The organism is Yersinia vastinensis, from assembly GCF_044905075.1.
Taxonomy (GTDB): Bacteria; Pseudomonadota; Gammaproteobacteria; order Enterobacterales; family Enterobacteriaceae; genus Yersinia; species Yersinia vastinensis.
Genome location: NZ_CP173260.1, coordinates 770,970 through 782,614 on the forward strand (window position 1 = coordinate 770,970; position 11,645 = coordinate 782,614).

Genomic DNA, 11,645 nt, shown 5'->3' on the forward strand with positions numbered 1-11,645 from the left:
TAAGCACCCTTCATTGGGTGCATTTTACTTTCATAGGATAAAAGTATGGCAGATAAAAATTTGCGTTTCTTGGTCATCGACGACTTCGCCACCATGCGCCGCATTGTCCGAAATCTTCTTCAGGATCTTGGTTTTAAGAATGTTGATGAAGCGGAAGATGGCCAAGATGCATTAAATAAATTACGTGAATCTAAATTTGATTTTGTGATTAGCGATTGGAATATGCCTAACCTTGATGGCCTGCAATTGCTCTCTGAAATCCGCAAAGATGAAAATCTGAACAAAATTCCGGTGTTGATGGTCACCGCTGAGGCGAAAAAGGAAAATATCATTGCGGCAGCGCAGGCTGGCGCGAATGGTTATGTTGTTAAGCCTTTCACTGCGGCCACGTTGGAAGAGAAGCTCAACAAAATATTTGAAAAACTTGGATGGTGAGCCATGAATACAACACCCAACAAGCAATCGAACGATAGCGTTAAGGATATTTTCTCCCGCATTGGTCATCTCACCCGGTTATTACGGGATAGCATGGCTAACTTCGGTTTGGATCGCGCCATTATGGATGTCGCGGAAGCTATTCCTGATGCACGTGACCGCTTAAGTTATGTGGTGGGGAAAACCTCACAGGCAGCGGATTGCGCATTGACGTGCGTGGAGATTGCCCGCCCTCTTCAGGATGAATTAGGTGAGAAAGCCACGGCACTGACCGCGCGGTGGGATGCCTGGTTTGAGGACCCGATTGAATTACCGATGGCCCGAGAGTTGGTGACTGATACCCGTAATTTTTTGCATGAAACACCGAAAATTACTCGTCAAACCAATGAGCAATTAATGGAAATCATGATGGCTCAGGACTTTCAGGACCTCACTGGTCAGGTGATTCAAAACATGATGAAGCTAATTGAAAGTGTTGAGAATGAGCTGATTCAAGTATTGGTCGAGAATATGCCAGAGGCGGCATCACCCCTTGATGACAAGAACGACAATTTGAAAAATGGCCCTCAGATTAATCAATCCGGTGCAGGAGTTGTTGCCACACAGGATCAGGTTGATGATTTGCTCGAAACGCTGGGGTTTTAATTTCTCCTATGATGTCAGTTAGCCCGTGCGGCAATATGTTTAGTAAAAGTCATGTCCGAAGAAAGTGATGTAGAAAAAACAGAGGAACCCACCCCCCATAAGCTATCGAAAGCCCGTGAGGAGGGGCAGATTCCGCGATCTAAGGAATTAACCTCACTGTTAATGCTATTGGTGGGATGGCTGCTTATTTTGCTGGGCGGTAGTCATGTTATCGGCATGCTGGCTCGGTTGCTGCACAACGGACTAATGTTTGACCGGTTATTGGTACTGGATAGCAAGACGATGCTTATCCGTAGCCATGGCATTTTTAAAGCCGCCATTTTCTCGGTGTTGCCCATTTTGCTTGGCTTATTTATTACCGGTATTTCATCGCCGATGTTATTAGGTGGATTGAATTTAAGTGGTAAGTCTTTAAAGGTGGATCTCAAGCGTTTGAATCCTTTATCAGGATTCAAACGCATGTTTTCGACACAAGTTGTGTCTGAGTTATTGAAGAGCGTATTAAAAGTGACGTTGGTGGGTTCTGCCTGCGCCATTTTTATTTTGAGTAACAAAGCCAAGATGATTCAGCTGATTCATCAACCGGTCGCTATTGCATTAAAGGATACCGGAGCCATTATTTCCGGCTGCTTGTTGACGGTTATTTTAGCGCTCATTCCATTGGTGGGTTATGACGTTTTCTATCAGATCATGAGTAATCTTAAAAAATTACGCATGAGCCGCCAGGAAATACGTGATGAATTTAAGCAGCAAGAAGGCGATCCCCACGTAAAAGGGCGAATAAAACAGCTCCAACGTTCTGCTGCACGTCAGCGCATGATGTCCGATATTCCTCATGCTGATGTGATAGTTAACAACCCCACACATTACTCCATCGCTCTTAGCTACAAAGAGGGGGGCATGGTGGCCCCGACGATGCTGGCTAAAGGTGCCGGAGATATTGCATTGCGTATCAGAGAAGAAGGGTTGAAGCACGGTATTCCTATGCTTGAAGCACCGCCGTTGGCACGTGCTCTGTATCGCCATTGTGAGATAGGTGAGCAGATTCCAACGGAGTTATACGGTGCCGTCGCAGAAGTACTGGCCTGGGTCTATAGCGTCAAACGCTGGCGAAAAGGCAGTGGTGTACTGCCGAAAAAACCAGAGAATCTTCCAGTGCCTGTCGCGCTGGACTTTGCACAAGAGAGTCAAGAATGATGGCAAATTTAGCCACCAAATTACGGTTACCCGATTTTAAGCAATCGCAATGGCAAATACTGGCAGGCCCGGTATTAATCATGACTATTCTGGCAATGATGATATTGCCGTTGCCCGCTTTTGTTCTGGATCTGTTATTTACTTTTAATATCGTACTTTCCCTAATGATATTAATGGTCGCCATGTTTACGCAGAATACGTTGGATTTCTCGGCATTTCCTACCGTGCTACTGTTTTCCACCTTATTACGTCTGGCACTAAATATTGCCTCGACACGTATTATTCTGATGAATGGTCATACTGGTGATGGGGCTGCCGGTCAGGTCATTGATGCTTTTGGACATTTTCTGGTTGGCGGCAATTTTGCCATCGGTATTGTCGTGTTTATCATTTTGGTCATTATCAACTTTATGGTGATAACCAAAGGGGCAGGGCGTATTGCTGAGGTGGGTGCCCGCTTTGTGCTTGATGGTATGCCGGGTAAACAGATGGCGATCGATGCTGATTTGAATGCCGGAATTATTGGCGAAGAAGAAGCCAAACGTCGCCGTAGTGAAGTTACCCAAGAAGCTGATTTCTATGGCTCAATGGACGGTGCCAGTAAGTTCGTGCGTGGTGACGCGATTGCCGGCTTAATGATTATGGCGATTAACGTCATCGGCGGTTTGATGATTGGCATCATGCAGCACGACATGTCGTTTGCAGAGGCCGGGGCAACTTATACCTTGCTGACCATTGGTGATGGTTTGGTATCACAGATTCCAGGGCTGGTTATTTCCACGGCTGCGGGGGTCATTGTGACTCGGGTTGCCACTGATCAGGACGTGGGCGAGCAGATGGTCAGCCAGCTGTTTAATAATCCGCGGGTAATGGTCTTGGCAGCCGGTGTAACCGGGCTATTCGGTATTATCCCGGGCATGCCCAACTTTGTTTTCCTGGTGTTTACCGCCGGGTTACTGGGACTGGCATGGTGGATTCGAGGTCATCAGTTAGCCAATCCTGCCGGAACCAAGCGTGCCGCGAACAAGGACGATAAAACCGCAACAAAAGCAGAGCCACAGGTTACCGAAGCCTCTTGGTCTGATGTTCAACATGAAGATGTACTGGGTTTAGAAGTGGGTTATCGGCTGATACCGATGGTTGATAGCGAGCAAAAAGGCCAGTTATTAACCCGTATCCGTGGTATCCGTAAGAAATTTGCTCAGGAGATGGGGTTTCTTCCTCCTCCTGTCCATATCCGCGACAATCTGGATATGGCCCCTACGGATTATCGTATCTTATTGAAAGGGGTCGAAATTGGTCGCGGAGAAACGCAGCCAGAACGCTGGATGGCGATTAACCCCGGCTGTGCCGAAGGCGAACTGGCGGGAGTGGCTTGCAAGGATCCGGCGTTTGGCTTACCGGCCGTGTGGATTGATGAAGTGCTGCGCGAACAGGCGCAGGCGCAAGGCTATACCGTGGTTGATCCCAGCTCGGTTATCGCCACACACCTGAATCATTTGATCTCACTGCACACCGATGAACTGTTTGGTCGTCAGGAAACTCAGCAATTGTTGGAGCGACTGACAAAAGACATGCCGAAATTAGTCGAAGATCTTATTCCGGGCACTATCTCGCTCACCACCTTCCATAAAGTGTTGCAAAACTTGCTGGCGGAAAGCATCTCCATTCGTGACATTAGAACCATCATCGATACGCTTGCCGAATATGCCGGTATCCAAAGTGATCCTGATGAATTAACGACACAAGTACGCATCCGATTGGGGCGGGCGATTACTCAGCAATGGTTCCCGGGTGATGATGAAATTCAAGTGATCGGCTTGGATCTTAATCTTGAACGGCTACTGATTCAGGCCACACAAAGTGGCAGCGCTATCGAACCCGGTATAGCACAGAACATCATGCAGCAAACCGAGAAGGCTATCTTGCAACAAAGCGCTATTGGCGCACCATTGGTGGTGCTGGTGAATCAACCTCTCCGATTCATGCTATCACGCTTCCTACGTCGAGCATTCCCGCAACTGGCGGTGCTGTCTAATCAGGAAATCAGCAATAACCGTACCGTGCGAATGTCTTATATCATTGGGGGTAAAGAATGAAATTGTCAGCATTAATATTTTTGTCTTTGACCCTCTTTCCGCTGGTAGCCGCGGCCATCAGTGGTTCATGGAGTGGTAGTAGCGCTGGGGGCGTTATTAGTGTCGGTGGGCAAATATTGGCCAGCCGCCCCCTGACACCGATGCTACCTGCTAATGCGAAATTACAGCAAATTTCCTGGCGTATTGAGTTACTCTCAGCGCCACCTCCGGGTTTACAGATAAAGTTGTGTAGTCAGCATAAATGTATTTTATTGGACTCATTATCTGGGCAAAAAAGAATTGATAGTGAGCTGACCTCTCGCGGGCCTTTTTATTTTATTTATTCCGTCAACAGTCAGGGACAGCTGTTACCGCCTCTTAATGTAGTAAGCAATCAACTGACGATTATTTATCGTTAGTCATCTGTCGATCAGGTTTGGATAAAAGAATAGATATTGTCGTGAGAGAGTGCGGTGAAAAGCATCGGTAGCGTTGGTGTCACCAACGCATCAGATGAGATTGAGGGCTATTTTCATGATTAAAATAGCCTGTCCTAGCATTAATGGAAAGCTGAGGTGTATTGTGACGAATATGCTCTACTGCATTTATTCCCACGATGCAGAGAGGACATATCTTTTCTCAATACGTCTAGGCGATTTTTAAGCACCCTGGTTATTTCCTCTTCATTCTCAATCAAGCTGGTTATAATCACACGTAGATTTTTTTTATCTTCTTGTATCATCTCAACAGGGCGTTTTTCGATGACATTTTGCAATGAGCTAATATAGACCTCTGCCAATTCGATAAACTCTTCCCATTTTCCTTGTTTGACCATATCGAGTAGGTTCAAATTTAGTTTATAAATATCTTCATAATCTACTGAGAGTGAATTAACCATTTTAAGTCTACTTTTCCTTAGGTTCGATTTCCTTCCATGTCGTGGTAAGATTTGTCAGTATTTCACTAACGCTTGCCAGTCCTGAAGGAGAGTTGCGTAAATTAGCTTGAAGAAGCGTACGTGACATATAGTCATATAAACTCTCAAGTTCTTGTGCGATATGTTCACCTTTTTCGTGATCCAATGATGTTCGCAAGCCATTATCAATAATATTGATAGCCTTAGAGATCATTTCACCACGCTTGGCGATATTCCCATTTTCAAAATGAATTTTTGCCCTTAATACGGCATTTAATGCGCTATCCAGCAGCATTGAAATTAATTGATGAGGTGATGCGCCTGCCAGTTGGCTCTCTAAGTCAATTCGGGCGTAGGCTTTACTTCCCGGATTTGAATACATATCGACTCCGTCATGAATGGGCTGGAGGTAAATACCTCCGGCCAGTAGTGAATAAATAAAAACTTAGATTGTTGCTAAAATGGATGCGAGCTGGTTACTCATGCTGTTTAGCTTTGACATGGTTGAGTCGAGGTTTTGAAACTGTACCCGATATCGTTCAACCTGGGCGTCAATTAACTTTTGTGTTTTTTCAATCTGGGCATCCATCAGTTTGACCTGTGAATCAAGGCCATCCGTTGATGTCTTAATGATCCCATCGGTTTTTTTATCTGTGTCACCGATATATTCGGTAATGATGCTGTTCAATGATGTTGCTAGCCCATCATTTTCGCCCCGGCCCATGAACATATCAGCGATGCTATCTGGGTTATCGGCAATGGCGGCATCCAACTTGGTACTATCGAGCGTCATTTGGCCGGTAGCGGCATCAATCTTGATACCTAAATCAGCCAGTGCGCTGTAATCCGACGCTGGGTCACCGTAAACACTGTTCACTGAAGAACGAATATCATTGACCATGCCACGTAAGGTGCTATCTCCCATCAGGGCGCCATTTTGCCCATTCTGTGTCGCGACATCAGAATCTGACAGTCCTGAGGTCTCATTGGGGACGTATTTACTGGCGGCTGATGTTATCTTGAGCAGCGCGTTGTACTTTTCAACGAAATCTTTAACACTGGATTTGATGGCTGATGTGTCTCTGGTCAGTGTCATCTGCTCTGATTTACTTTCTCCCGCGTCGTCTTTTTCCGACACTTCTTTCAGTACCAACGTCACCCCGGTAATAATATCGGAGATGTTATTGGTTGAGCGGGTATATTCGCTGCCATCAACTTTGAGTTTCGCATCTTGAGCTTCGGTCACTTCCTGCATGCCCTTACTCGAATCCAGTACGTCACTGAGGGCATCGTCGCCCTGAACACTGACGGTCATCTTGCCTTCGCTGCCCGTGCTTTTTGAGGTGAAGACCAGTTGATAGCCATCATCGGTACGCTGTACAGACGCCGCAACATTGCCATCTGACTTGTTAACTGCTTTAGCGATTTGGTTGAGTGAGGTTTCGTCATCTTTCAGCTCAACAGTGGTGCTCTTACCATCGCCAGTGCTGATGGTAATCGTACGTATGCCACCATTTTTATCACCTTGTAGCTCATCTGCACTCTCAAAACCTTCGGTCTTAATTTTATGTGCTGTGGCAAGTTGCGAAATGCTTACTGAATGACTATCAGCAGTGGCATCGCTAGTTGCCGTTGCGGTGAACGCTTTGTTGCTGCTGACCGTTAAGGTATTAAAAGCTTCAGAAGTCAGTTTTTTAACGCTGCTCTGCAATGCAGAGAGTGAACTGGATATTTGCCCCCATGCCGACACTTTTGCTTTATAGCTGGTTTGCATCAAGGTGTAGGGTTTCAGACGGGTCTGCTCACCGGCTTTGATCTGCTCAAGCATAGTGGCAGTATCCATTCCTGAACCGATACCTAATGATGATAAGGAAGCCATTTAATTCTCCTATATAGAATTTATGTAATTGTCATTACACTTCACTATTAAATATCGGTGTTAATAGTATTAAGTTTAATTTTTTGTCACTTGCTCATCAACTCCATCGCCACAAAAAAACAATCTCTACCTCTTTTCATCGAATAGGATTAAAAATAAATAGGAATATTTCTAAGATGAAATTTTCTAACCGTACAATTGACGACACTTATGGTGCCATTTCAATTGATGGCCATTTGGATGAATTGATGACGTTATGAAGAAATTAAAGTTAGTGCGTAAACGGTTTAAATATTTTGAAAAAAAATGCATTAAGCTATTTAGAGAATTTTTCCTATGCCGATGTATTTAATATGCGAACGAAATACGCATTATCTATTGCAAAGAAATTGCAGTAATACATTATCAATATATGAGGAAGAAATTTCATGGCACAAGTCATTAATACCAACTCACTGAGCTTAGTTGCACAAAATAATCTGAATAAATCTCAGTCCTCACTGGGAACTGCAATCGAGCGTTTATCTTCTGGTGTGCGTATTAACAGCGCGAAAGATGATGCTGCAGGTCAGGCGATCAGCAACCGTTTTACTGCCAACATCAACGGTTTGACACAGGCATCACGTAATGCCAATGACGGTATCTCTATCGCTCAGACCACTGAAGGCGCACTGAACGAAGTTAACGATAACTTGCAGAATATCCGTCGTTTGACTGCACAAGCACTGAACGGTACCAACTCTGAATCTGACCGTCAGTCAATCCAGGACGAAATCAATGAGCGTCTGGCTGAGATCAACCGTATCTCTGAACAGACTGAATTTAACGGTGTAAAAGTACTGAGCAAAGATCAGACTTTGAGCATTCAAGTCGGCTCTAACGATGGCCAAACCATTGATATCCAACTGTCTCAGATGAATGCAGAAACCTTAGGCATGGATGGTTTTGCGATCACTAATGATAGTGGTTTTACGGTGGGTAGTGTTAAAGCGGGTATGACCGTTAGTGGCCTAGATGGCGCTAATGAAGTTAGCGTCACTTTAGATGCAGCTGCTATTACTGCTATGGAAACTGAAGCTTTCGGTGCTGGTGGCAAAGGGACTATCTCTACACTGACCGACGAAGATGGCAAGGTTACTTACATCGCTATCGGTGAAGAAGCAGATGGTACTGCGGTTGCCATCCAACTGGATGCGGCCTTCACAGCTGAAGATGCAGGTCCACCAGTTGTACCTGCGAGTGTTGCATTTACTCAAGGCGCTGCGGCAACTGACGACCAAATCGCTGCGGCAACCAGCGCGCCATTAAAAACTATCGATGATGCATTGGCAAACGTAGATAAACTGCGCTCTAGTTTAGGTGCTGCTCAAAACCGTTTTGATTCTGTTATCAGTAACTTGAACAGCACAGTAAATAACCTGAGCGAGTCTCGCTCACGTATTTTGGATGCTGACTTTGCTTCTGAAGTCTCTAATATGAGCCGTGCAAATATCCTGCAATCAGCCGGTATCACCGTGTTGGCTCAGGCGAACCAGGTTCCACAAAACGTATTATCCCTGCTACGTTAATTGTCCTGAAGTCCCCTTAGCTCACCGTATTTTTTGGGCTTAAATCCCCCCAGCTTTTATAGGCTGGGGGGATTTTTTTATTATCTATAATATCCGTCTGATTATATATTGGAGCAATGATATTAATTATCTCTTGGATTCAGTGTTATTTTACTGTGTTGATTTGTTAGGGGGTAATTGATAAGTTTTAAATATATATCACGAAATCTATATTATTAAGGTGGTAATATATAAAGTAAAGAACACCCAATATTATTGACATGGCTTATTCTGGCTGGTCACTCAAGAGGATATGTAATGAAAGTCATTAATGATGAGAGCAATGTATTACTTGATGATGTGATGAATCAAATAAAACAAGAGATTAGAAGTGTCGTGGGTCACTATACGGGAGAAATACCCTGTATTGAATTGATAATGAACCAAGAGTCTGCGGAATTCTATTTCTCCCTCGATAATAAGATTGAAATGAAAGTGATTCTCTCCCCGACTCCCGTTATCTTACCCTTGAATCAATAGACCCATAATATTCGGTTTATGTTTATTCCACAAAATAATCCCAACGAACTCATTATCAGTTAAAGGCCAAATGTACCGTAGTGAAAAAACCATAAAAAAAGCGGCAGAAAATTCTGCCGCTTTTTTGGAACGATTGATTGATAAAAATTATGCGTGGTGCTGCTCACTTTCAACTTGGAAAACCGACACCATATCTTCTAGTATTGTGGTCTGTTCATTCATTAAACTAGTGATAGCGGCAGACTCTTCAACCAAGGCTGAGTTTTGCTGCGTTACAATATCCATTTCATTAATAGCGACTGCCACCTGACGGATACCCATCGCCTGTTCTTCAGATGCTTGGGTAATGTCCTGCATAATCTCACTGACTTTACTGACCATTGCCACCATTTCAGACATGGTATTTTTTGCACTGTCTACGCGCTTACTACCTGCTTGAGTATCCTGTACTGAGCGCTCGATTAAGCCGCGGATCTCTTTTGCGGCATCAGCACTACGTTGCGCCAAGTTGCGCACCTCGGTTGCCACGACGGCAAACCCACGACCCTGTTCACCGGCTCGAGCGGCTTCAACAGCGGCATTGAGTGCCAAAATATTGGTCTGGCTCGCGATACCGTCGATCACTTTAATTATATTGGAAATTTGATTGGCGTGGCTGGCAATGGTATCCATTGAATGCACCACATCAACCATAACAATGGAGCCACTATCAGCCATCTCTTTGGTATCTGTTGCCAGTTTATTTGCTTCATGGGCATGTGCGGTATTATTCTCAACCGTGGTTTTGATTTGTTCCATGCTGGCCGCAGTTTCTTGTAAGGCGCTGGCTTGCTCTTCGGTACGCGAAGATAAATCATTATTGCCTTCTGCAATTTCCACCGAGTTATGTTTGATATTAATGACAGCTTCTTTTACGCCACTCATTATTTTAGCCAGTGACTCGCGCATAGCTTCAATGTTGGCAAAGAGTTTACCAATCTCGTTAGTGCCACACTGGGGGACTTTCTTCGACAACACACCGATACTTATTTCAGCAAAAATCTGTGAGGCTTCAGAGAGACGATTAAGTATGTTTCGGGTGATGTATCTCAACAGAGAGAAATAGAGCACGACAAAGAATAGGCTAATTGTACCTAGCGTGATCAACAGCGTATTATGTAAATAATCGGCATAGATATCATATTCATTCATCACGCTGCCACTGAGATCTAAATATTCAGTGAGTAGTGGTTCAAGTTGTACCATCAGCGCATTAGTATCATTGATAATCGCGGCACTTATCTGCTGATTATTAATTTGTAGCATAAAATTGTCGAGAATCTTCAGAAAGAGTACACTGCTTTTCTCTGATAATTCTTGTGCATAAGGTGATGATTTTGGCTCACTTACCCATTGGCTAACAATTGTCCGCACTGCTTTGTTATTGTTTGTCACTACATTGATCAAGCGCTGATTCGGCCCTTCACCTGTCATATTCTCCATTTTCATCGTGAGAATATCGCCTCGCATATCCATCAGTTTATACATTGCCTGATCTAATAACTTCACCCGCCTATGTTGACTGAGGGTATTGTCAAAATTTTCTCGCGAGATATTCGATGATCTTACACTCAATACGGCAATGACAATAAAAAGAAAGGCAATGATATAAAGATAGAACCTCACCATCTTTTTAACGCTAATATTAGATAACACGATGACGATCCTTATTGATTTGTAATTCTGCTGTTAATAGTAATTATTTAATAATGACTCTAATACTCAATGAGTTATCGTTGATAATACAATGAAATAAAATAGGTTATTCTGTGCCGCTCTATTATTTAGGTTGCGACATTTTTAGAGTTCCGTAACAGGATAAGCGTCTCTGGCATTATTTTATGGGTAGCTGGCATCAGCAACTTGCTCAACGATTTCCATTTCCTCACTGTTAAGCAGTTTCTCTATATCAACCAAAATAAGCATGCGATCATCAAGTGCGCCTAAACCCAATAAATATTTTGTTGAGAGGGTGACAGAGAAGTCCGGTGCGGGCTTTACTTGTTCAGTATTTAATGCCAGAACATCAGAAACCCCATCGACTACAATACCGACAATGCGATTGGCCAAGTTTAAAACGATGATGACGGTGTTATCATTTACTTCTGCTGATTGCAGTTGAAATTTGATTCGTAGATCAATGATAGGAACGATAACGCCGCGAAGATTCATTACCCCAGTAATAAAATCAGGCGTATTAGCAATACGGGTAACACGATCAACCCCTCGAATCTCCTGAACCTTAAGGATTTCGATACCGTACTCTTCTTTTCCTAGGGCGAATATTAGATATTCGTGACCGGCATTTTGATCGCCAAAATGTTTTTCTGCTCCAGATAAATGCATTGAATTACCTCATTTAATCAATA

12 protein-coding genes are annotated in these 11,645 nt (G+C 43.9%); 7 read left to right on the plus strand and 5 right to left on the minus strand.

The window, feature by feature from the left end; all coding sequences use genetic code 11:
* Window positions 1-45 precede the first annotated feature (45 nt).
* From cheY to ACIOG0_RS03470, 5 genes are read left to right on the plus strand one after another with little or no spacing between them, the layout of a single operon-like run.
* The gene (gene cheY, locus ACIOG0_RS03450; RefSeq protein ID WP_050097921.1) at window positions 46-435 is read left to right on the plus strand and encodes a chemotaxis response regulator CheY; all 390 of its coding nucleotides are present in this window, start codon (window positions 46-48) and stop codon (window positions 433-435) included.
* Window positions 436-438: 3 nt separating this feature from the next.
* Window positions 439-1,080, plus strand: a complete 642-nt coding sequence (gene cheZ / locus ACIOG0_RS03455) for a protein phosphatase CheZ (protein ID WP_050097922.1) — start codon at window positions 439-441, stop codon at window positions 1,078-1,080.
* A 51-nt stretch (window positions 1,081-1,131) separates the two neighbouring features.
* Window positions 1,132-2,277 carry a flagellar biosynthesis protein FlhB gene (gene flhB, locus ACIOG0_RS03460; protein ID WP_050097923.1) on the plus strand — a complete coding sequence of 382 codons (1,146 nt, stop codon included), beginning with the start codon at window positions 1,132-1,134 and terminating at the stop codon, window positions 2,275-2,277.
* Window positions 2,277-4,376: a flagellar biosynthesis protein FlhA gene (gene flhA, locus ACIOG0_RS03465; protein ID WP_050098156.1), complete on the plus strand. Its 2,100-nt coding sequence runs from the start codon at window positions 2,277-2,279 to the stop codon at window positions 4,374-4,376. Before flhB ends, flhA begins: the two co-directional genes overlap by 1 nt.
* Window positions 4,373-4,774, plus strand: a complete 402-nt coding sequence (locus ACIOG0_RS03470) for a flagellar protein FlhE (protein WP_050097924.1) — start codon at window positions 4,373-4,375, stop codon at window positions 4,772-4,774. The genes flhA and ACIOG0_RS03470 overlap by 4 nt, the downstream gene beginning before the upstream one ends.
* 140 nt (window positions 4,775-4,914) lie before the next feature.
* On the opposite strand, the gene fliT is transcribed toward ACIOG0_RS03470, so the two are convergent.
* From fliT to fliD, 3 genes are all read right to left on the minus strand, one after another.
* Window positions 4,915-5,253 carry a flagellar protein FliT gene (fliT, locus tag ACIOG0_RS03475; protein WP_230678367.1) on the minus strand — a complete coding sequence of 113 codons (339 nt, stop codon included), beginning with the start codon at window positions 5,251-5,253 and terminating at the stop codon, window positions 4,915-4,917.
* A 7-nt stretch (window positions 5,254-5,260) separates the two neighbouring features.
* Window positions 5,261-5,653, minus strand: a complete 393-nt coding sequence (gene fliS, locus ACIOG0_RS03480) for a flagellar export chaperone FliS (protein WP_050097925.1) — start codon at window positions 5,651-5,653, stop codon at window positions 5,261-5,263.
* Window positions 5,654-5,716: 63 nt separating this feature from the next.
* A complete protein-coding gene (fliD, locus tag ACIOG0_RS03485; RefSeq protein WP_050097926.1) occupies window positions 5,717-7,150 on the minus strand; it encodes a flagellar filament capping protein FliD in 1,434 nt (477 codons plus the stop codon).
* Between the two features lie 428 nt (window positions 7,151-7,578).
* Between fliD and ACIOG0_RS03490 the strand changes: the two genes are divergently transcribed.
* Window positions 7,579-8,718, plus strand: a complete 1,140-nt coding sequence (locus tag ACIOG0_RS03490; protein WP_050097927.1) for a FliC/FljB family flagellin — start codon at window positions 7,579-7,581, stop codon at window positions 8,716-8,718.
* A gap of 297 nt (window positions 8,719-9,015) precedes the next feature.
* Window positions 9,016-9,237 carry a hypothetical protein gene (locus ACIOG0_RS03495; protein WP_050097928.1) on the plus strand — a complete coding sequence of 74 codons (222 nt, stop codon included), beginning with the start codon at window positions 9,016-9,018 and terminating at the stop codon, window positions 9,235-9,237.
* Window positions 9,238-9,384: 147 nt separating this feature from the next.
* On the opposite strand, the gene ACIOG0_RS03500 is transcribed toward ACIOG0_RS03495, so the two are convergent.
* Both ACIOG0_RS03500 and cheW read right to left on the minus strand, forming a co-directional pair.
* The gene (locus tag ACIOG0_RS03500; RefSeq protein WP_235895316.1) at window positions 9,385-10,764 is read right to left on the minus strand and encodes a methyl-accepting chemotaxis protein; all 1,380 of its coding nucleotides are present in this window, start codon (window positions 10,762-10,764) and stop codon (window positions 9,385-9,387) included.
* Between the two features lie 351 nt (window positions 10,765-11,115).
* The gene (gene cheW, locus ACIOG0_RS03505; RefSeq protein ID WP_050097930.1) at window positions 11,116-11,622 is read right to left on the minus strand and encodes a chemotaxis protein CheW; all 507 of its coding nucleotides are present in this window, start codon (window positions 11,620-11,622) and stop codon (window positions 11,116-11,118) included.
* Window positions 11,623-11,645: the final 23 nt, after the last annotated feature.